We start from the raw sequence: 22,132 nt of genomic DNA, 5'->3' as shown, positions 1-22,132 counted from the left end.
ATTAGCTTAAAGGTTTAAATTTATTTTTTTATATACAGAAATTCTTAGCAATGTAATATTTGTTAATCTTCATGAATAAAATTCAAAAAACAGATCATTTTTATTTAATTGATGGCTCTGGTTATATTTTTAGAGCTTATTATGCTTTACCACCATTGACTAGAAAAAGTGATGGACTACCCACAGGTGCTGTAAGTGGATTTTGTAGCATGTTGTTTAAATTATTAGAGGATTCAAAATCTGATCAAAATTTACAAAAACCAACACATTTTGCTGTAATTTTTGATTCTGCCAGAAAGACTTTCAGAAATGAAATTTATAGTGATTATAAAGCTAATCGATCAGAAGCCCCAGATGATCTAGCACCTCAGTTTGAGTATATTAGAAAATCAGTTTTAGCGTTTAATTTACCTTCTGTAGATTTGCCAAACTATGAAGCTGACGATCTCATAGCCACATATGTTGATCAAATACTCAAAAAAGGGGCTAAAGTTACAATCGTTTCATCAGATAAAGATTTAATGCAACTTTATAAAAAAGGTGTTCGAATTTTTGACCCTATGAAAAATAAATTTATCACAGAGGACGATGTGATTAAAAAGTTTGGTGTTGATGCTTCAAAAGTTATAGATGTTCAATCTTTAGCAGGCGATAGTAGTGACAACGTACCTGGTGTTCCAGGAATAGGAGTTAAAACAGCCGCAGAATTAATTAATAAATATGGTACTCTAGAAAAATTATTAGACTCTGCTCATGAAATTAAACAGAACAAAAGAAGAGAAACTTTAATAGAGAATAAAGATAAAGCTTTAATTAGTAAAAAACTTGTAACTCTAGATAATAAGTCTCCAGTAAATAAAAACTTAACAGAATTTAAACTCAAAGAGGTTGATAAAGATAAACTTTATAAATTTTTAAGAGAAATGGAATTTAATAGATTGTTAAGTTCTGCAATTTCAGCTTATGGTGAACCAAAGTTATCTGGATCTGAAAATAATTTAAAATCTACTGAAAAACAAAAACCAATAAATAATAAAGACTATCATCTAATTACAGATATTGATGAAATTGATGAGTGGATAGAAGAAGCAGAGGAAGTGGGGGAAGTTGCTGTTGATACAGAGACAAGTTCGTTAGACCCTCATCAGGCTGATTTAGTTGGAATTTCACTTTGTTCAAAAATTGGAAAAGCTTGTTATATCCCAGTTGGTCATAAATCTCAGGATTGTTTAAATAAAGATAGTGTTATCAATAAATTAAAAAATTTATTAGAGGATCCAAGTGTTAAAAAAATTGGTCAAAATATTAAATTTGATTTTATAGTTCTCTACAAACTTGGCATTTCACTTTCATCAATGGAGGATACCATGCTTATGTCCTATGTTTTGGATGCTGGAAAAAACAGACATAACATGGACACCCTTTCGGATATCCATCTTGGACATAAAACAATTTCATTTAAAGAAATTGTTGGTACTGGCAAAAAAGAAATAAATTTTAGTGAGGTAGAATTAGAAACAGCAAAAAATTACGCAGCAGAAGATGCAGACGTTACTTTCAGGTTATATAAAAAATTTATCAAAAGTTTAAAATCTGAAAAATTATTTAATATCTATGAGATTTTTGAAAAACCACTAATTAAAATACTTGCATTTATGGAAATCGAAGGTGTTGAAGTAGATAGTAAATTTTTAAATTCTCTTTCTTCTAAATTTAATAAAAAAATTAAACAAATTGAAAAAGAAGTTTTCAAGATTTCTAAGAAAGAATTTAACATTGCTTCACCAAAACAATTAGGAGAAATTATTTATAATGATCTTAAGATTGCAGGGACAAAAAAAACAAAAAAGGGAAGTTTTGCAACAAGTGCAAGTGTTTTAGAAGATTTAGCCTTCAAAGGTCATGAATTTCCAAAATTAGTATTAGATTGGAGACAGGTTTCAAAATTAAAAAATACTTACTCCGACGCTTTGCCAGAGCATATTAATCCAAATACAAAGAGGGTTCACACATCTTTTTTATTGGCAGCAACAACAACAGGCAGATTAGCTTCAAGTGATCCAAATTTGCAAAATATTCCAATTAAATCTGAAGATGGAAAAGATATAAGAAAAGCGTTTAAGGCTAAAAAAGATCATTTATTAATATCCGCAGATTATAATCAAATTGAGATGAGAATTTTAGCAGATCTTGCAGATGTTAAAGAACTTAAAAAAGCTTTTAACAATAACGAGGATATTCACTCATTAACAGCTAGCCAAATATTTAATATTGATATCAAAAAGGTAAATCAAGACCACAGAAGGAAGGCTAAAGCAATAAACTTTGGAATAATTTATGGAATTTCTCAGTATGGTTTAGCCAAACAAATAAATGTTTCTAATTATGAAGCAGAAGAATTTCTTAATGCCTATTTTGCTAAATTTCCTGAAATTAAAGTTTATATGGATAGCACAATTAAGTTTTGTAGAAAAAGTGGCTATGTAAATAACATATTCGGAAGAAGATCTCATTTTAATGGAATAAATGATAAAAATTTTAATGTAAGAAATTTTCAAGAGAGAGCAGCAATTAATGCTCCAATACAAGGGTCAGCATCTGAAGTTATGAGGTTAGCAATGATCAGATTATACAAAAAATTGAATGAAGAAAAAAATTTGAAATCAAAAATACTTCTTCAAATACACGACGAGCTTATTTTTGAAGTCCCAAAAAAAGAGGAAAAGACAATGGTCAAGTTAATACAGAATGAGATGACTAGTGTTACTCAAAGTGATTATCATTCTTTTTCTACCCCTTTAACAGTTGATGTAAATGTTGGTGATAATTGGGGAATGCTTCACTAATTATATTCAATTGCCTAATTTAGAACAATTTAATATTTTTATATGTAAAAATAAAAATGCAAACACAAACTATAGCTCTAATTGATGATGACAGAAACATACTAACTAGTCTTAGTATTGCCTTAGAAAAAGAGGGTTTCAAAGTTCAAACATATATTGATGGAGAGAGTGCATTAATCGGTCTTACTAGAATGCCACCTGACTTAGCAGTTATTGATATTAAAATGCCTAAAATGGATGGCGAAGAATTACTTAAAAAATTAAGAAAAAAAACTTCTCTTCCGGTAATATTTTTAACATCCAAAGATGATGAAATTGATGAGTTGCTAGGATTAAAATTAGGTGCAGATGATTTTGTAAAAAAATCTGGAGGATTTTCAATTAAAGTTTTGATTGAAAGAATAAGAGTTCAATTAAGAAAAAAAGACTCAAATAATACATTAGAGGAAAATAAAAGCTTAATATCACATGGTAGATTAAAACTTGATCCATCTCAGCTTGAGTGTGAGTGGAATGGCAAACAATTGCCAGATAAATTAACAACTACTGAATTTTTGATTGTTAAAGAATTGGCAAAAAGACCTGGGATTATTAAAGAAAGAGCCCAACTAATGGACATTGCTTACAGAGAAGATACAGATATTGAAGATAGAACTATTGATAGTCACGTCAAAAGAATAAGAAAAAAATTCAAAAAAGTAGATCCTGATTTTTCAGCTATTGAAACTAGATATGGTAGTGGATATAGATGGAATGTTAGCTGATGTTTAGTAAATACTTAAAGACTCTTTCTATTCTTAAAAAATTTCTATTTATAAACTTTGTAATATTTACAATTATTGGTTTATTTACACTTATTTATCTTACTAATATTGAACCAAGTTTATTAAAAAAAAAATCTGAAGATCATATTAATATTATTAATAATACGACTGATAATATTAAAAGATTGAGTATAAAATTTCAGGAAAATGATATTAGAAAATTTTTATTTTCTACAAGATTTATTTTTCAAAATTTAGACAGAGTCATTTTCTTTGATAACAAATTAGAATTAATTGGTGATACTGATACTTTAGATCTTGATCCACGATCTTTTTCAACACGATTAGATAAAATTGAATTTGAAAGTTTGAGTGAAGAAGTCAATGAAGATGAAAACAAAGAAAATAATTCTTCTCAAAATAATGAAACAAAGGCTTCATTTAAAAATTTATTAGAAAGGTATAATAATTCAGATAACTATGGAAATTATTATACTTTTACAGAAGATAATTTAAATCAATTTAAAGTTACAACAGTTAAAAATGTAAAAAGTGATGAAAATAATTTAGGTTTTATAGTTATCTCAGAGAACGCCAATGAGATTAAGACAGCTATAGACGAGAGAAGAGCATTTGTAATTAGAACAGCTATATCAGTTGGTTTTGTAATTTTAATTTTTTCTTTTGTACTTAGCAGATATTTTATTAAACCAATTCAAAACCTAGTTGGATATACAATCAAAGTAAAAGAAAAAAACCCTGGCAAAACAGGAATTGAAAATTTGAAGAATAGAAATGACGAATTGGGATTATTATCTAATTCAATGGAGGATATGACTAATGAATTGCAAAAACGAATTTCTCATGCAGAAAATTTCTCAACAGATTTAGTCCATGAAATAAGAAATCCACTAGCATCTTTAAAAAGTGCATCGGAAATTTTAAAAGATACAAAAGATATAAATCAAAGAACTAAGCTTTTAGATATTCTTACTCATGACGTACAAAGAATTGAAAGATTAATTACAGATTATTCACAAATGTTGAAAGATGAAGTTGCACTTAGTAAAGAGCAAATGAAAAAACTAGATATACAACCAATTATCCAATCTGTTGTTGATGATTATAACAACATTTATAAATTCAAGAAAAATATAAGTATAAACTATCAAAATGATGGAAAGTCAGAGTATCTAATTAATGGAATAGAAAATAGGATTGAACAAATCGTTGCTAATTTATTGGATAATTCTATTTCATTTAGTGAAGATGGTAGTGAGGTAATCGTGAATGTTTCAAATGGATTAGAAAAAAAAGTTATTGTTAAAATTTTAGATGAAGGACAAGGATTTAAAGAGAAAGATACTTCAAAAATTTTTAATCGTTTTTACAGTAATAGACCAGAAAATTTTGGTGAGCATTCAGGATTAGGTTTAAATATTGTAAAAAATTTGGTTGATCTTCATGATGGAAAAATTGAAGCATCCAATAGGCTAGATAAGCAAGGAGCATTGATAGAAATACAATTTCCTAGTTTATAATCTTTAGTTGATAAAATAGAACTTAACTGTATAAAGCTCGCTATGGATGATTTTAAAGTAAAAGATATTTCCCAAGCTGATTTTGGAAGAAAAGAAATTTCTATCGCAGAAAGTGAAATGCCTGGTTTAATGGCATTAAGAGAAGAATATTCAAAAGAAAAGCCCTTAAAAGGCGCTAGAATTATTGGATGTCTCCATATGACTATCCAAACAGCAGTACTAATTGAGACATTAGTAGATCTTGGAGCAGAAGTAAGATGGTCATCTTGCAATATATTTTCTACACAAGACCATGCTGCAGCAGCAATAGCGAAAGCTGGAATTCCTGTTTATGCATGGAAAGGTGAAACAGAGGAAGAGTATTTATGGTGTATTAAACAAACAATAGTTGGAAAACCTGATTGGAAACCCAACATGTTATTAGATGATGGGGGAGATTTAACTGCCATCATGCACAATGAATACAAAGATTTGATGAAAGATATAAAAGGTGTTTCTGAGGAGACTACAACCGGAATTAAAGCATTAAATAAAATGGAGAAAGATAATTCTCTATTAGTTCCTGCAATAAACGTTAATGACTCTGTTACGAAATCTAAATTTGATAATTTATATGGATGTAGAGAAAGTTTAGTTGACGGTATCAGAAGAGCTACTGATGTTATGATGTCGGGTAAAATTGCTATAGTCGCTGGTTTTGGTGACGTTGGAAAAGGGAGTGCCGCATCTTTAAGACAAAGTGGTGCTAGAGTTCTTGTTACTGAAGCAGATCCTATTTGTGCACTTCAGGCTGCAATGGAAGGTTATGAAGTAGTTTTAATGGAAGAAGCTATTAGTAGAGCAGACATAGTTGTTACAGCAACTGGAAATAAAGATATAGTTACAGCTGATCATATGAGAGATATGAAAGATAGAGCAATCTTGTGCAATATTGGACATTTCGATAATGAAATTCAAGTTGAGGCATTGAAAAATTATAAATGGACAGAAGTTAAGCCTCAAGTACACGAAATCGAATTACCAAGTGGAAAAAGAATTATCCTATTAGCTGAGGGAAGGTTAGTTAATTTAGGTTGTGCAACAGGACACCCAAGTTTCGTAATGAGCGCATCTTTTACTAATCAAGTAATTGCTCAAATAGAACTTTGGCATAACTATAAAAATTATGAAAATAAAGTTTATGTTTTACCGAAGCACTTAGATGAAAAAGTAGCAACATTACATTTGAAAAAAGTCGGGGCTAAATTAACAAAACTATCAAAAGAACAAGCAGATTACATAAGTGTTGGAACAGAAGGCCCATTCAAACCAGATGCCTATCGCTATTAAAAATAGCAAGATCGATATAAGTTCAGAAGAAACAACAAAAGTTTTAGCAAAAAGTTTTAAAAATTTTTTGCAAGGTGGAGAAATTATATTTTTATATGGTGAAATGGGTGTGGGCAAAACTACATTTATAAAATATTTGATTAATGAATTTCAAAAAAGTTCAGATTTTCCAATTACAGAAGTTTCAAGTCCAACATTTAATTTATTAAATGAATATCAAGTAGGTCCCAAGAAGATAAAACATTACGATTTATTTAGGATTAAAAATAAAAGAGATACTAGTGATCTAAACATATTTGAAAAAGATAATAATTTAATAACTTTTGTTGAGTGGCCAGAATTAGTTAAAGATATTCAAGAAAAAGTTATTGTATTAAGATTTAACTATGAAAATGAGCTAAATAATAGAAGTGTTGAAATCACAGGCATTGATTAAGAATATACTAGAATGAAAAATTCAAAAGATTTGCAAAAAATAAAAGGGGATGCATCATTTAGAACATTTTATAGAAGTAAAAAAAATAACTCTATTGTTGTTTATGCAAAAAAAGAAAAAGAAAAAAATTTATTAATTTATGATGCGGTCAACAAAATTTTAATAAAAAATAAAATTTCCGCACCAAATCTGATTAGCCATAATTATAAAAAAAACTTTATTGAAATTCAGGATTTTGGGAATATTTCATTGTTTAAAATTTTAAAAAATAAAAAAAAAAATCAGTATTTATTTTTTAAAAATATTATTCACATACTTAATAAATTACAAAGTATAAAAACTAAAAAGATAAAAAATTTTTTAAATCAAAATTACAAACTTGAGTTATATAAAAATAAAATTTTATATAATGAAGCAAAATTATTTAGCGACTGGTATGTTGAAAAAAAATTAAATAAAAATAAATCTTTATTAAAAAAAAAAATTAAAAATGAGATAAATAAATTATTATCTAAACTTAATAATAAAAACGTTACTTTTGTACATAGGGATTTTCATGTTTCAAATTTAATGTATTTTAAAAATCAAATTAGCTTAATTGACAATCAAGATGCTCTTATTGGAAATAAAGCTTACGATTTAGCGTCATTGATAGATGATGTTAGATTTAAAACTAACAACAGATTAAAAAAAAAGATTTTTGATTATTACATAAAAACCAATAAAAAAATTAATTTAATTAAATTTAAACAAGACTTTGAAATACTGTCAGTTCTAAGAAATTTAAAAATCATTGGAATTTTCACAAGGCTTGCTTACAGAGATAATAAAAAAAAATATATTCAATTAATCCCTTATGCATGGGAAATGATAGATTACAGATTAAAACAGAATAAGATTTTTAAGGATTTAAAATTATTATTAAAAAATAATTTTCCAGAATTTATTAATTAAATTATGAAAATAAATACAGCGTTAATATTATGTGCAGGATATGGAAAAAGATTAAACCCATTAACATTAGATACACCCAAACCATTGTTAGAGTTACATAATGTAACAATGTTGGAAAAGTGCATTAAATTGATTAAAAGTTTGGGAATTAAGAAAATTTTAATAAATTCCTTTTATTTAAAAGATCATTTTCCAAAATTTTTTAAAGATAACAATTTTGATATTGATATTGAAATTATAGAAGATGGAAAAGAAATTTTAGATACTGGAGGCGGTATTTTAAATTTAATTAAGCATTCTAATGAAGATGATTTTATAGTTTTTAATCCTGATACTGTTTGGACAAAAGAGTATTTTGATGAAATTAATAAAATGGAAAAGTTCTATTTTAGTGAAAAATTAAAAAATATTCTTTTATTAGTGAACAAAAATTTAAGTTTTGATAAAAATTTAAAGGGTGATTTCAATTTAGAAAATAATCTTATTACCAAGAAATTAGATAAAAATTATATCTACATCGGCTGTCAGATATTAAGTAAAAAATTGTTTAAAAATGAAACTAATGAAAAGTTTTCAATTTCTAAAATTTGGAACAAATTGATTGATACCAAAGATTTACATGGATATGAAAGCAAACAAAATTTTTATCATTTAACTAATTTGGAAATCTTCAAAAAACTAAAAGATCTTTAGCTCTATCAGAGTCTAAATATTTAGCACTTAAAACTTTTTTATCTCCATTTACTTCAATAAGTAAAGGATTACCTGTTGGTATTTCTAATTTTGAAATTACATCATTATCCAAATTAAATAGGTACTTGCAAAGAGCTCTAATTGAATTTCCATGTGCAGATATTAAAATATTTTTATTATTTATGATTTCAATTTTCTTTTTGTAAAAATCTATTACTCTTTCATAAGTGTCTTTTAGAGACTCTGTACTAGGTATTTTATCTTCAGGAATATTTTTATAAATTTCTATATTAGATGGATGATATGGATTTTGTTTGTCTAGAGGATCAGGTCTTAAATCCCAAGATCTTCTAAACTGATGTACCTTATCTTCCCCTAATTTTACCTTCATTTCGTCTTTGTTGAGACCAGTAAGTGCACCATAATGTCTTTCGTTTAATTCCCATGCCTCACTAGGAACTTTATTGTCTTTTAATTCTCCTTGAATTATTTTTAACGTATTTTTGGCTCTTAATTGAACAGATGAGAAATAAAGATCTATTGTTAGGTTGTTTTTATTAATTAATTCACCTGCTTTTTTTGCTTCAGATTTACCATTTTCTGTCAAATCAACATCAACCCATCCTGTGAATTTTTTTTCTAAATTCCAAATACTTTGACCGTGCCTAACTAAAACTAAATAACTCATCTTTTACCTTTTAAATTAATTTGATAAATAAAACTACTAGATTAATGAAATATTTTTTTCAAAAATATAAATATTATTTTTTATTATTTAATTTTATTTTACTTTCTGCTTGCTCATCAATTCCATCTAATACTGCAGATGGTTGCTCAATATTTAATGAAAGATATCTATGGTATAAGCACGCTAAAAAAACAGAAGCAAAGTGGGGTACGCCAGTGTATTTACAATTAGCTATTATAAAGATGGAATCTAGTTTTGATTGGTTGGCAAAACCTCCAAGACAAAAAATATTTAAAGTTATTCCTTACAAAAGACCCTCTAGTTCTTTTGGATATTCTCAAGCGGTGAAAGGTACTTGGAAACAATACAAAGAAGAAACAGGTAATAAATTTGCAACAAGAACAAGATTTAAAGATAGTGTTGATTTTATTGGTTGGTATACAAACAAAACTGAGAAAATTTTAAAAGTTTCAAAGAAAGATGCTTTTAGACAATATGTTGCATACCATGAGGGGTGGGGAAATTACAAAAACTATAAAAAAAATAACAAGGTTATTAACTTAGCTAAAAGAGTTGAGAAACAGTCTAATATTTATAAAAAACAATTATCAGATTGTAAAAATAAATTAACTACAAGTAAGTATATTATTTTTTAATTTAATTGTTTTTTCAGCTCTATATCTACAGCATCAATCCTCTTAGTATTTTTTGCTAATGCTAAATACATTGTAGGAGTCACATATAGAGTAAAGAATGTTGATATAATCATTCCACCTAAAATAGTTGCACCAACTGCTAATCTTGATCCCTCTCCAGCACCAGGACCTATATTTCCGATAACCAACGGTATCATAGCAATCATAGTACTTAGTGATGTCATTATAATAGGTCTAATTCTTAGCTTACAGGCTTTCAACACTGCCTCTTGAATTTTAACACCTGTAGTTCTTATTTGATTAGCATAATCGACTATTAAAATACTATTCTTCGTAGAAATACCAATAAGAATGATTAAGGCAATTTGTGAGAATATATTTACTGAACTATTTAAAAATAAAATAAATACTAAACCACCAAAAACAGCCAAAGGAACTGTCAAAATAATTATGAAAGGGTGTACAAAAGAGTTAAATGTTGCTGCCATTACTAAATAAGCAGTCAACAAAGCTAAAGCAAAAATTAAATAAATTTCGTTTGTAGTTTCTTTCAATTCTTCTGATTTTCCTTTCCAAGTAATTTGGTTTTGAGGCGCAACTTTTATCATTACATCTTCTAAATATTTAACAGCTTCAGTTAGTGTGTAATTTTCTGATAGTGCAGCTGAAATTGTAACAGCTCTTTGTCGATTATATCTCGGTAGTGCCTCTGCAGTTCCTTTTTCTTCAAATTCAACAAGACTAGCTATTGAAACTAATTTTCCAGTTGTTTCAGATCTTACAAATATTTTTGATAATCCATCTTGATCACGTCTATCAGCTAAATATTGTTGTAATATTATTGGGTATTCTCTTCCTTCTTTACTAAATGAAGTAACTCTTTTTCCTCCATAAAGTGTTTCAAGAGTTCTACCTATATTTTCTGTAGATACACCTAGGTCATTAGCTCTATTTTTGTTTGTGATTAATTTAACTTCAGGTTTGTTTTTTGTGTAATCACTTTCAATTCTGAACATATTTCTATTTTTTCTCAATTCTCTTAGAACACTATTTTGAATATCTTCTAATTCTTCATAGTTTGTCCCATAAATAACCATCTGTACTGGTTTGTTGTAGTTTGAAACTCTTATTCCTTGCGGAGATATTGGAAATGCAAAAGTTTCTGGAACCGAAACCACTTGTCCAATAGCTTCTCTTAATACAGTTTGACTATTTTTTTCCCTATTTTTCCATTCATCAAGTAAAGCAATTATTATAAAAGTGTTATAAGATGTTGCGGATCTTCCAAATCCAGGAACTCTCATGATTAGTCTTTCATATGGGCTATCTTCTGCTTGCAATAATCTTAATATTCTTCCTTCAATTATCTGAGCTTTTTCTTGAGTATATTCAAATGAACTACCTTCATCTGTCGAACCTATTATTAAATAAGAACCTCTATCCTCCATAGGCAGCAATTCTTTTTTTGAAAAATTAAAAAGATAAGCAGATGCTGCAACGATAAAAATTATAAATATCGAAATAGTTTTTTGTCTATTTATCCAGTACTTGAGTGAATCAATATAAAATCCAGTAAAAGATTTAAATTTATTATTAAATTTTTTAACTAAGAAATTAACTTTTTCTTTTTTATTTAAAAACTTACTTCCAAGCATTGGAGATAGAGTTAATGCAACAAAGGATGATACTACAATTGAAAATGATAGCGCTATGGCTGTCTCTTTAAATAAAGTTCCAGATATTCCTTTAATAAATATAAGGGGCAAGAACACTGCAATTAAAATTAAAGTAGTTGCAATAATAGCAAAAGTAATTTGCTTAGAACCTTTATAAGCAGCAACTAGTGGTGTTTCACCATTTTCTATTCTAGTATAAATAGCATCTGTCATAATTACAGAGTCATCAGTAATTATTCCTATTGCTAAAATAAAACTTAATAATACAAAAATATTTATTGAGAGATCAAAAATGTATAATCCAAGAAATGAACCAATTAAACTAACAGGAAGAGCTACAGCTGGCACAATTACCGCTTTAAGATTTCCAAGAAAAAGATAAATAATTAAAACTACTAAAACAAAAGCAATAATTAAACTTTTATAAACTTCTTCGATTGCAGCACCAATATATGTTGCTCTGTTAAATGCTATCTCCAAACTTAGTCCATCTGGAAGTGACTTATTCAGCTCTTTAATTTTGGCTTTAATTTGGTTTGATAACTCTACTGTTGAAGCACCACTTTTAGCGTATATGCCAATTCCTACAGTTTTTAGGTTGAGTGCATTTTTACTTTGTGCTTTGAATAAAGTTTTCTCTGAAACAGGTCCAAATTCTATATTTGCAACATCAGAAAGTATTACTACTTTATCTTTATTTTTTCTTAGCGGTAGTTGCTTTATAGTATCTATGTTTGAATAAGACTTATCTATATTTAAAGTTAAATCTTTATTATTTGCCTCTAATGTACCAGCAGGAATATTAAGATTTTCATTTCTTAAAGCTCTTTCAACCTCTTGAATTGTAAGGTTATTGGCTGCTAATTTGATAGGATCTATCCAAACTCTTACACTAAGCTCTCTTAGTCCACCAACTAAGATCCTTCCAACATTTGGAACACTTGAAAAAGCATCTATCAGATATCTTTCGGCATAATCTCCAAGATCAAGATCGTCCCATGTAGGAGATGTCAGTGCTACCCACATTGTAGTTGTGAAACCTGCTGCTTGTTTTAGAATTTGGGGTGGATTAGACTCGCTAGGTAAATTGTCAACAACACGAGCAACTCTTTCTCTAATATCATTCGCTGCATCGTCTAAATCAATATCTGTATTAAATTGTATATTAATTCTGCTTCGTCCATTCAAAGAACTAGAGTCGATGTTTTTAATACCTTCTGCACCACCTATTACGTCTTCAAGTTTTTGAGTTATTTCTTCATCAATAATTTCTGCTGACGCTGATTTATAATCTGTTTGAACTTGAACTACGGGAGGCTGTATTCCATCTGGAAGTTCTCGAACTGGTAGCTCCGCAAAAACAAATATTCCAAAAATAATTAGAATTAAAGACATTACCCAAGCAACAACAGGTCGTTTAATACTAACTTCGGTTATATACATTTAATTATTTTTTTTCTTTTTCAGATTTTTTAAAAATATTTTTTAACCAATCAAATTTACCTTTTTTTTCTTCAGCTTTTTTGGATCCCTTTTTTTTACCCCAACCAGAATTTCCTTGTTTTTTTTTTGCACCTTTTTCTATAGGTCTAATCGTTAAATTTGGTCTAACTTTTTTTGTACCCTCAGCAACAATTTTATCTCCTTTATTTAATCCATCTAAAATCTCTACAAATCCTAAATATCTATCACCTACAGTAACATTTGTTTTCATTACTTTATTTTTCTCATCCACTTTATAAATAAATATATTTTCACCTTCGACTATTGTGCTTGTGTCAGGTGCACTTAAACCATTTCTAACATTGTATTTAATTGAAATTTCTAAAAATGAACCTGGTAAAATTTCTCCAGATTTATTATCCATTTTTATTCTTGTAGCTAATGATCTGGTATCTTGACTTATTCTGCTTGCGAAGGAGTCAACTTCACCTTTATAAATTTTATTTTTATATCCAGAAAACTTTATATCAACAGGTAAACCAACTTTTATAAATGGAACAAAAATTTCTGGTATATCAACATCGCAATACAGTGAGCTAGTATCCTCTAAATTAATCAATAAAGAAGATTTTGATACTTCTAAATCTTCAGAAAATTCTCTTTTTCCAATAACCCCATCAAATTGAGCAATAATTTTCCTATTCTTAAGATTAGCAACAACATCGCCTTTTTTAACTTTTTTATTAAAATCTATCGGCTTTAATATCTCGTATTTTTCAACTTTAAATGACTGAGTTTTAACTGGTGCCGCTGTTCCGTATGTACTTATAACATTTTCAAAAGTTCTCTCTTGTGTTGTGGTCACTATTATTCCAGGAGGAGGTCTTTTACTAAATTTTTTCTTAAAATGATTTCCAATCATTGTTCTGCCAATAATCACTATGGCAATAATTAAAAAGAAGATGACGATTATACTCGTAATTTTAGTTGATGTTTTCATAATTTAAATTTTTCCATATTCTGACCAAGATCCGTCATAAATGGTTGGGTGATATTTAGTATTAACTAAAGAATATGCAAGCGCTAAAACACAAGCAGTAACACCAGATCCACAAGAAAAGACTAAATTTTCCTCAAAATTTTTTGATATTTTTTGAAATAATTTTTTTAATTCCTCTTTATTTTTAAAAGTCTTATTTTCATTTATTACCTCTGTAAAAGGCAAACATACTGAATTTGGAATAGAACCACTTCTTACATTTTTTCTTGGATCAGGAGCTTTACCTTCAAATCTTTCTCTACTTCGCGCATCTACTACTTTGAATTCTTTTTTAGAAATATTTTGATCAATTAAGACTTTATTTTTTACAAGTTTAGATAATTCATTACCCTCATATTTAGATTTATTTAAATTTGTTGAAATATTTGAGGTCTTTTTATTTTCACTTTTCCATTTTTTAAAACCACCATCAAGAACATTAACCAATTTTGGATCATGACCAAAATAAATAAAATTATACCAACCTCTGCATGAACTTATGACATTTGAATTATCATAAATTACAATTTGATCATCTTTTGAAATTCCTAAATCTGAAATTATTTCATTCCAAACCACTAAGCTTGGAAGCATATGAGGAAGGTCAGTGTCTTGTTTTGAATTTTTATCTAAATCAAAAAAAATAGCATTTGGGATATGCTCTTTATCAAATTCATCTTGAGCATTTCTATTTTCAGCAGGCATATGCCAAGAACAATCAATTATCTTCACTTTGTCGAGATTTTTCTCTAGCCAATCTGTATCAACCAATGACATACTATCTTTTTTCTAGATACTTTTGGTGATACTCTTCTGCTGTACAATAGTTTTTAGTTAATGAAATTTTTGTTACTACTTTGCCAGATAGTTTGATATTTTCTTTTTCTACCATCTTTTGTGCAATAGTTTTTTGATCATCGTTTGTATAAAAAATTTCACTCCTATACTGAGTTCCAAAGTCAGGCCCTTGAGAGTTTAACGTAGTGGGGTCATGAAATTTAAAAAAATGTTCAAGAATATTTTCGTAAGAAATTATATTTGGATCAAATTCTAACTTAACTACTTCAGCATGATTGGTTGTACCAGAACAAACTTCTTTATAATTTGTTTTGTTAGAGTTACCTCCACAATATCCTACTTCTGTCTTTGTAACACCATCAAGCTTGCTGAACTTTATTTCTGGTCCCCAAAAACATCCTAAACCTAAAATTGCTATTTCCATTGATAAATACCTTAATTGATCTAAGTTAATCACATGATATCAAAAAATCAATTGGGCTTTTTTTATATGTTTATATCTGTATGCGCTTTCTCGCTAATGGATTTAATTGTTAAATGGTCTGATGATTATCCAGTTGGGCAAGTTTTGTTTTTTAGAGGCTTTTGTGGAATAATCCCAATTTTATTCCTTATCCCTAAAGATCGGTATTTTGATTTCTATAAAACAACGCGACCTGTGCTTCATTTTAAAAGATGCTTAGCGGGACTTATAGCTTTAGTCTCTATATTTGTTGCACTTAGAAATTTACCTTTGGCAACTGTTGTAAGTATTTCCTTTGCTGCACCAATTTTTATTACAATTTTTTCAATTTTTTTATTAAATGAAAAAGTTGGTTTATATAGATGGATGGCAGTGTTAGTTGGATTTTTAGGAATAATATTTATTACTGAGCCAGGCTTTAGTGCTTTAAATGTGTATTATATTTACCCAATTATTTTTTGTTTAGGTCTTTCCTATGTAGCAATTGCTATAAGAAAATTATCATCAACCGAACCTGCTTGGTTGATCAGTTTTTTCTTTTCATTCTCGATAATGCTTCTAAGTTTTTTATCGTTTTATCAGGGATGGATCTTGCCAAGTTTACTTGATTTATTTTTGTTATCAATGGTTGGTATATTAGGTGGTCTTGCAAATTTATGGCTATCACAATCTTATAAATATTCAGAAGTTAGTTTGGTTTCTCCTTTAAAATATCTTGGATTAGTTTTCGCAATAATATTTGGATATTTTATTTGGAATGAAATACCAACTTCTAAAACTTTGTTAGGTGCTTTATTAGTTATTGTTTCATCTATAATTATATTTAGAAGAGAAATGTATTTGAAAAAAAAACTATCTGTTTCACGTCATGAGTAAAACTCCGTCATATTGGAATAAAGCAAAAAAGTATTTATCAAAAAAAGATAAAACAATGTCCTTTTTGATTAAAAAATATAAGTCACCATCAGAAACTGTTCTTACATCAAGGCGAGATGTTTTCTTTTCTCTTTGTAAAAGTATAATTGGTCAACAAATTAGTGTAGCTGCTGCTAACTCAGTTTTTTTAAAGTTTAAAAAAAAATGTAAAAACAAAATTAATGCAAAAACAGTGAATAAATTATCAAGCTCTCAATTAAAGAGCTGTGGATTAAGTAGACAAAAAGTTAAGGGTATAAAAAGTTTAGCAGAACAAGTATTAAATAAAACATTTAATCCCAAAGTTATTCCAGGTATGTCTGATGAAGAAGCAATTATTTATTTATCTAAACTAAGACAAATAGGAAGATGGTCAGCTGAAATGATTTTATTATTTACTTATAATCGTCCCGATATATGGCCTGTACAAGATATAGGACTTTTAAGAGCTATTTCAAAAAATTATAATAAAAAATATCTTCCACCAGAAAGCTATGTAAACTTATTGAAAAAAAGATTTTCCCCATATTGTTCTGTAGCCACATGGTATCTTTGGAGAAGTATAGATCCTGAGCCTATTCAATATTAAAAGCCTCGACTATCTGTAAGTTTCTTTCGGTAGTATCTTTTGCGAGCGCCCAACCTTCTTGATATTCTTTAGAGTCATGACACTCCATAGCTTTTTCATAACTAGGAAATTCCCAAATTACTGTTCTTGGGTAAGTTTCTCCCTCTAAAGTATTAAACTTTCCTCCTCTTACTAGTGGTACACCCCCATAACTTTTAATTATATCTGTAACTTTAGCTCCATATTTTTTAATATTTTCTTGGTTATCTATCTTTTTATACAAAGCAATCCAGTAAACCTTCATCATTTCTCCTTTTTAAATTTTTTTACTTATGATACTAAACTTCATGGCTGACAAACTTATAATCTCTTTTGATGAATATATAAAAATTGTTGAGAAACTGGCAATACAAATTCACAAGGAATACAAACCTACAGTTTTAATTGGTATTATGAGAGGTGCTGCACCGATCCTTGATATCTTATCGAGGATTTTAAAATTACCAATAGCCTACATTGTTATTCAAAGTTATTCAGGCGAAGGAATGGAAGATAAGCAAGGTGAACTTATGTTTGCTAGAGAAATAAGCTCATTAGCTAATAACGAGGATTTTAGTAAAGTTTTATTGATAGATGATCTTTCTGATACTGGTTTAACTTTAAATAAAAGTATTGAGTGGTTAAAAAATTATCCTCAAACAAAAGATTTTATAAAAGAAGTTAAAACTGCTTGTCTTTGGAAAAAAAAGTCATCAACTTTCGAACCAGATTTCTGTCCTGTAAGACTAGATTCTGACCCATGGATTGTTCAGCCAACTGAACATTACGAAGAATTATCTATTGAAGAATTAATTAAAAGAAATTAGTTAACAGGGCTAGTAAACTAGCCCTGTTAAGATCTTATTTAACTTACAGCAAAACTTACAACACTAAGTATTGCTACTACCCATATTGCTGGAGAAGTGCTTGAAAACTTTCCAGTAAATATTTTAATTAATGCGTAAGAAACAAATGCTAGGGCAATTCCATTACTAATACTGTATGTTAACGGCATTGCTATCATTGCAAGTATTGCAGGAGCAGATTCAGAAATATCGTTCCACTCAATATCTGTAATATTTCTTACGAAAAGAACAGACACAAAAAGTAGAGCTGCACCATCAATTTGTTTAGGTAAACTAGTTGCTAAAGGAGCAAAAAAGATACATGCTAAAAACAAAATACCTATTACAAGAGATGTCATTCCTGTTTTACCACCTGCTTTTACACCAGCACCAGACTCAACATAACTTGTTACAGTAGTAGTTCCCATCATTGCACCCGCAACTGTTCCAACACTGTCAGATAACATTGCTTTATTGATATCTTGAACTTTTCCATCTTTACCAACTTTACCTGCAACGTTTGCAACAGAAGTTAAAGTTCCAGCTGTATCAAAGAAGTCGATAAACAATAAAGTGAATATTACTGTAGACATACTAGCAGTCATTGCAGCAGACAGATCAAAATCAAAAAGATATGTCATTGGAGGAGGTGAGCTAGCTAAACCATTAAATTTAGCAAGGCCAGCAGCCCAAGCAATGATACTAAATACCAAAATTCCTATGATGATGTTACCTTTTACATTCATTTTTTCTAAAACAATGATTGCTATAAAAGTTGCACATCCTAAAAGAACTAATGGATCTCCAAGATTACCTAATTTAACTAAAGTCACAGGATCATCTACAACCACTTCCATAATTTGTAATCCGATAATCGCTAAAAATAATCCTATACCTGCACCAATTCCTAATTTTAAACTTTTTGGAATTGAGTTAATTAGCCATGCTCTTATTGGCGTTAAAGATATTATTAAGAATAATACACCTGCTACCAATACAGCACCAAGTGCCTCTTGAGGTGTGTATCCCATTCCCGCACATACACCAAATGCAACGAATGCGTTAATACCCATTCCGGGTGCAAGTCCTATTGGCCAAGTCTTTCCATAAAAAGCCATAATAAAACATGCTAAAGCTGTTGCTAAAATCGTAGCTGTATATACCGCGCCGAAATCAAAGAAACCTTTTTCGGGTCCGGCGAATTCTCCCGATAAGATAAATGGATTTAAAAACATTATATAAGCCATCGTTAAGAACGTTGTGGTTCCTGCTATGACTTCAGTTTTAAAATCTGTTTTGTGTTTTTTATAATTAAAATAATTATCAAGCATTTGTCCTCCTAAAGTCTGATAATTATTTGATTCTATTAGATAATACTTTGAATAAGTCCATTTTATTCACAGAATTCAACCCATAAGTTTATATTTATGCCATAATTGTAATGATAGTGTAATTAATATGAAAAATTTGAAGATTTTATTCACTATATTTTTTATCTTTTTATTTGTTTCTGGTTGTCAAACAGTTAAGCAAAAAACAGACGCAGCTATTCAAAAAGAAAATAAAAAGTTGAGTGAATTTATTGGTCAATCAGCAAGTAAATTACAAATGGAACTTGGAAAACCTGATGAAGATTTTGAAAATGAAAAAGGTAATTTTATTTTTATTTATAATACTAAGAAGTATGGCTTTCCATGTGAGAGAAGATTTGAGATTAATCCAGATAAGTTAGTAATTGGATTTGCTTCTAACGGATGTTTTTAAAATTTACCTGCGAGGATAAATCCTCGCAAGTAAGGGTAAACTTATTTAATTTCTATAAGTTTTTTCTTTTTGTGCTCTGGTATAATTCTTTCACAAGATATTGTTAAAAGACCATCTTTAAGTTCAGCACCATTAACTTTTACATCATCAGCAATAGTGAATGATCTTGCAAATTGTCTTTGAGAAATACCTTTGTGAATTATTTCTCCATTAACATCATTGTTCTCAGATTTATCAACTTGTTTTGTTCTTACCGTTAATAAATTATCTTCAAACTCAACCTCAACATCATTTTTATTAAAACCAGCCAATGCAACTTCAATTGCATAATTATCCTTACCAGTTTTTCTAATGTTGTATGGAGGGTAGTTTGATTGCATTGTCAAACTTCCATTACCTAACATGTTTTCAAATTGATCAAACATATCGTCAAAACCAATTGAAAAAGGTCTTAGTGAGTTAAATATAGATAGATCCTTACTTGTCATAATATCCTCCTTTTTTAAGCAAGTTTATTTTATGCAAGCCCCAAAAGGCGACTTACATTTTATATCTAGGTATGATTAAAAAGATTTCAATATCTGAAAAATTAAATTTTTTCTGAAATTTTTAATGCAAATGCGTAGTCGAGTGCAATTTCTTCTATTGCTCCATCTCTACCAGATTTACCTCCATGACCTGCATTCATTTCTGTTTTAAGAAGTAATAAATTATTATCAGTTTTATAGTCTCTAAGTTTAGCTGTAAATTTTGCAGGTTCATCAAACAAAACCCTGTTATCACTTAAACTAGTTGTTATTAGCATATGAGGATAATCCATTTTTTTTATATTATTATATGGAGCATATGAAAATATATAATCAAAGTGCTCTTTGTTTTCTTTGGCATTACCAAATTCATCAAATTCACCAACTGTGAGAGGTAAAGAATGATCAAGATTTGTGGTTAATGAATCAACAAAAGGAACAGCCATAATTATACCTAAAAATAATTCAGGCGCTTGATTAACAACAGCTCCCATTAATAAACCACCAGCAGATCCACCCATTCCGATTATTTTTCTTTTTGAGGTGTAGTTGTTTTCTATCAAATATTTTGCAGCATAAATATAATCTTCAAACGTATTTTTTTTATTAGTTAACTTTCCTTCTTTCCACCATTTCATTCCTTTTTCCATTCCACCTCTAATGTGTGCAGTAGCCCAAATAATATTTCTATTTATTAAACTCAGTCTTGTTGATGAAAAACTTGGACTCATCGAACTACCATATGATCCGTATCCGTATAGTAACAAATTTGCTGTTCCATCTATTTTTGTATTTTTGTGTCTTGTAATCGTAAGTGGTACCATTCTTCCATCATGGGATTTAAACTCTATTCTCTCAACTATATAATCATCTGTATTATGGCCTGATGGTATTTCTTGTTCTTTCACAAGTATTTTAGATTTAGTTTTTAAATTGTATTTGTAAACTCTTGAAGGTGTTTTGGGTGAAGAATATGAAACATAAACCTCATCTGTGTCTCTATTTTTTTGAGTTAATGAAACACCAGGAACACATACTTTTTCGTCAGAAAAAATTAGCTCTTCTTCATTATTTGTTGAAGTATTAATAACAAACAATTTGTCCAAAGCATCTGATGTTTCGGATCTAATTATCCAGTTATTTAAAAATGAAAGTCCACCAATTAAGACTTCTTTTTTTGCAGGAATAAATGTCTCCCAAATCTGATTTTCTAAAGCTTCTGAAATATCTATTTTAAAATCCTCTGCATCTTTATTTGTATGATTATAAAACTTTCCATTCCATGAATTTACAGAGTAAAGAATTCCTTTCTCACGTTTAATTATCAATTTTGGATTTGGTTTTGCTTCATTTACATTGAAGTAATATTGCTCCGAAGTATTGTGATCTGAAGTGTTTATAAAATAATATTTTTCATCAGAACTTAATCCAATACTAACAGTGAAAGCTTCACTTTTTTCCTCAAAGATTAGTTCATCTTCATTTTCAAAATCTCCAATTTTATGTCTATAAATTTTTCTAGCTCTATGATTTTCATCTAACTTTGAATAAAAAAGATACTTATCATCTAAGCTGAAAATTATACTTCCTGATGTTTCTTTGATTTCTTTTGAAATTATTTTATTATTTTTAATATTTCTTACATAAATTGTATAATACTCAGAACCTTTGGTATCTAGTGAGTACCCAAGATATTGATCATTGTTACTTACCTCTAAATCTCCAACACCGAAATATTCAACATTTAATTTTTCTTTTTCTTTATCTCCATTCCAAATTTCTTCAATTTCTGATGAACCAATTTTTTTTCTTAATTTTATAGAATAATTTCCTTTGGCAGTAGTCTTTGTCCAATACTCATATGAATGATCTTTAAAAGGCAAGCTTTCATCATCCAATTTTATTCTACCTTTAATTTCATCAAATAATATTTTTTGAACATTTTTCGTATTTTTTAGATGATAATCGGTATATTCATTTTCATCTTCTAAATATTTTTTTACTTCTGGAAGAAGCTTAGTTTTGTCTTGCAAGACTTCTAAAATATTTTCTTGATGTATCCAGCTATAGTTATCTTCCCATGATGTATTGTGACAGGATTTCAGCTCTAATTTTTTTTTAAGTTGTGGTATTTTCATAAGTTAGTGA

General features: G+C 28.7%; 21 protein-coding genes. 12 read left to right on the top strand and 9 right to left on the bottom strand.

Annotation, left to right across the window (positions count from 1 at the left end):
* The first annotated feature begins 71 nt into the window (after positions 1 to 71).
* From polA to ACTTAO_RS02665, 7 genes are read left to right on the top strand one after another with little or no spacing between them, the layout of a single operon-like run.
* A complete protein-coding gene (polA, locus tag ACTTAO_RS02695) occupies positions 72 to 2,846 on the top strand; it encodes a DNA polymerase I (protein ID WP_440690811.1) in 2,775 nt (924 codons plus the stop codon).
* Positions 2,847 to 2,902: 56 nt separating this feature from the next.
* Positions 2,903 to 3,610, top strand: a complete 708-nt coding sequence (locus ACTTAO_RS02690) for a response regulator transcription factor (protein ID WP_440613724.1) — start codon at positions 2,903 to 2,905, stop codon at positions 3,608 to 3,610.
* A complete protein-coding gene (locus tag ACTTAO_RS02685; protein WP_440690810.1) occupies positions 3,610 to 5,151 on the top strand; it encodes a sensor histidine kinase in 1,542 nt (513 codons plus the stop codon). The genes ACTTAO_RS02690 and ACTTAO_RS02685 overlap by 1 nt, the downstream gene beginning before the upstream one ends.
* Positions 5,152 to 5,193: 42 nt before the next feature.
* Positions 5,194 to 6,480, top strand: a complete 1,287-nt coding sequence (gene ahcY / locus ACTTAO_RS02680; RefSeq protein ID WP_440690809.1) for an adenosylhomocysteinase — start codon at positions 5,194 to 5,196, stop codon at positions 6,478 to 6,480.
* Entirely contained in the window at positions 6,464 to 6,916 is a 453-nt protein-coding gene (gene tsaE / locus ACTTAO_RS02675) for a tRNA (adenosine(37)-N6)-threonylcarbamoyltransferase complex ATPase subunit type 1 TsaE (protein ID WP_440690808.1), read from the top strand. Before ahcY ends, tsaE begins: the two co-directional genes overlap by 17 nt.
* 12 nt (positions 6,917 to 6,928) lie before the next feature.
* On the top strand, positions 6,929 to 7,870 hold the full coding sequence (locus tag ACTTAO_RS02670; RefSeq protein ID WP_440690807.1) for a phosphotransferase: 942 nt from the start codon (positions 6,929 to 6,931) through the stop codon (positions 7,868 to 7,870).
* Positions 7,871 to 7,873: 3 nt separating this feature from the next.
* Complete coding sequence (locus tag ACTTAO_RS02665; RefSeq protein WP_440690806.1) at positions 7,874 to 8,563, top strand: sugar phosphate nucleotidyltransferase; 690 nt, start codon at positions 7,874 to 7,876, stop codon at positions 8,561 to 8,563.
* Here ACTTAO_RS02665 and ACTTAO_RS02660 read toward each other — a convergent pair.
* Positions 8,541 to 9,251, bottom strand: coding sequence for a 2,3-bisphosphoglycerate-dependent phosphoglycerate mutase (locus ACTTAO_RS02660; protein ID WP_440690805.1), 711 nt, complete (start codon positions 9,249 to 9,251; stop codon positions 8,541 to 8,543). The two genes, ACTTAO_RS02665 and ACTTAO_RS02660, sit on opposite strands and share 23 nt — an antisense overlap.
* Before the next feature lie 44 nt (positions 9,252 to 9,295).
* On the opposite strand from ACTTAO_RS02660, the gene ACTTAO_RS02655 reads away from it, so the two are divergent.
* A complete protein-coding gene (locus ACTTAO_RS02655) occupies positions 9,296 to 9,907 on the top strand; it encodes a transglycosylase SLT domain-containing protein (RefSeq protein ID WP_440690804.1) in 612 nt (203 codons plus the stop codon).
* Here the strand turns inward: ACTTAO_RS02655 and ACTTAO_RS02650 are convergent.
* From ACTTAO_RS02650 to msrA, 4 genes are read right to left on the bottom strand one after another with little or no spacing between them, the layout of a single operon-like run.
* Positions 9,904 to 13,026: an efflux RND transporter permease subunit gene (locus tag ACTTAO_RS02650; protein ID WP_440690803.1), complete on the bottom strand. Its 3,123-nt coding sequence runs from the start codon at positions 13,024 to 13,026 to the stop codon at positions 9,904 to 9,906. The genes ACTTAO_RS02655 and ACTTAO_RS02650 overlap by 4 nt on opposite strands.
* 4 nt (positions 13,027 to 13,030) lie before the next feature.
* Positions 13,031 to 14,026 carry an efflux RND transporter periplasmic adaptor subunit gene (locus ACTTAO_RS02645; RefSeq protein ID WP_440690802.1) on the bottom strand — a complete coding sequence of 332 codons (996 nt, stop codon included), beginning with the start codon at positions 14,024 to 14,026 and terminating at the stop codon, positions 13,031 to 13,033.
* Between the two features lie 3 nt (positions 14,027 to 14,029).
* Entirely contained in the window at positions 14,030 to 14,842 is an 813-nt protein-coding gene (locus ACTTAO_RS02640) for a rhodanese-like domain-containing protein (protein WP_440690801.1), read from the bottom strand.
* A 1-nt stretch (position 14,843) separates the two neighbouring features.
* On the bottom strand, positions 14,844 to 15,287 hold the full coding sequence (gene msrA, locus ACTTAO_RS02635) for a peptide-methionine (S)-S-oxide reductase MsrA (protein ID WP_440690800.1): 444 nt from the start codon (positions 15,285 to 15,287) through the stop codon (positions 14,844 to 14,846).
* Positions 15,288 to 15,320: 33 nt separating this feature from the next.
* Here msrA and ACTTAO_RS02630 point away from each other — a divergent pair, with 33 nt between their 5' ends.
* On the top strand, positions 15,321 to 16,202 hold the full coding sequence (locus ACTTAO_RS02630) for a DMT family transporter (protein ID WP_440690799.1): 882 nt from the start codon (positions 15,321 to 15,323) through the stop codon (positions 16,200 to 16,202).
* Entirely contained in the window at positions 16,195 to 16,830 is a 636-nt protein-coding gene (locus ACTTAO_RS02625) for a DNA-3-methyladenine glycosylase family protein (protein ID WP_440672662.1), read from the top strand. The genes ACTTAO_RS02630 and ACTTAO_RS02625 overlap by 8 nt, the downstream gene beginning before the upstream one ends.
* On the opposite strand, the gene ACTTAO_RS02620 is transcribed toward ACTTAO_RS02625, so the two are convergent.
* Positions 16,817 to 17,113, bottom strand: coding sequence for a DUF1330 domain-containing protein (locus tag ACTTAO_RS02620; RefSeq protein ID WP_440633386.1), 297 nt, complete (start codon positions 17,111 to 17,113; stop codon positions 16,817 to 16,819). The genes ACTTAO_RS02625 and ACTTAO_RS02620 overlap by 14 nt on opposite strands.
* Positions 17,114 to 17,156: 43 nt before the next feature.
* Between ACTTAO_RS02620 and ACTTAO_RS02615 the strand changes: the two genes are divergently transcribed.
* On the top strand, positions 17,157 to 17,675 hold the full coding sequence (locus ACTTAO_RS02615; protein WP_440690798.1) for a phosphoribosyltransferase: 519 nt from the start codon (positions 17,157 to 17,159) through the stop codon (positions 17,673 to 17,675).
* A gap of 38 nt (positions 17,676 to 17,713) precedes the next feature.
* Here ACTTAO_RS02615 and ACTTAO_RS02610 read toward each other — a convergent pair whose 3' ends face one another.
* The gene (locus ACTTAO_RS02610; protein ID WP_075506462.1) at positions 17,714 to 19,024 is read right to left on the bottom strand and encodes an NCS2 family permease; all 1,311 of its coding nucleotides are present in this window, start codon (positions 19,022 to 19,024) and stop codon (positions 17,714 to 17,716) included.
* 127 nt (positions 19,025 to 19,151) lie between these two features.
* Here ACTTAO_RS02610 and ACTTAO_RS02605 point away from each other — a divergent pair, with 127 nt between their 5' ends.
* On the top strand, positions 19,152 to 19,457 hold the full coding sequence (locus ACTTAO_RS02605; RefSeq protein ID WP_440633046.1) for a hypothetical protein: 306 nt from the start codon (positions 19,152 to 19,154) through the stop codon (positions 19,455 to 19,457).
* 41 nt (positions 19,458 to 19,498) lie between these two features.
* Here the strand turns inward: ACTTAO_RS02605 and ACTTAO_RS02600 are convergent, their stop codons facing one another.
* Positions 19,499 to 19,945, bottom strand: coding sequence for an Hsp20 family protein (locus ACTTAO_RS02600; protein WP_440653084.1), 447 nt, complete (start codon positions 19,943 to 19,945; stop codon positions 19,499 to 19,501).
* Between the two features lie 101 nt (positions 19,946 to 20,046).
* The gene (locus tag ACTTAO_RS02595) at positions 20,047 to 22,122 is read right to left on the bottom strand and encodes a S9 family peptidase (protein WP_440690797.1); all 2,076 of its coding nucleotides are present in this window, start codon (positions 22,120 to 22,122) and stop codon (positions 20,047 to 20,049) included.
* Positions 22,123 to 22,132: the final 10 nt, after the last annotated feature.

Origin of the sequence: Candidatus Pelagibacter sp. HIMB1782 (genome assembly GCF_052047475.1) — a bacterium.
GTDB lineage: Bacteria > Pseudomonadota > Alphaproteobacteria > Pelagibacterales > Pelagibacteraceae > Pelagibacter.
The sequence above is the reverse complement of the archived record's forward strand: the minus strand, read 5'-3'. Positions and strand labels throughout refer to the sequence as shown.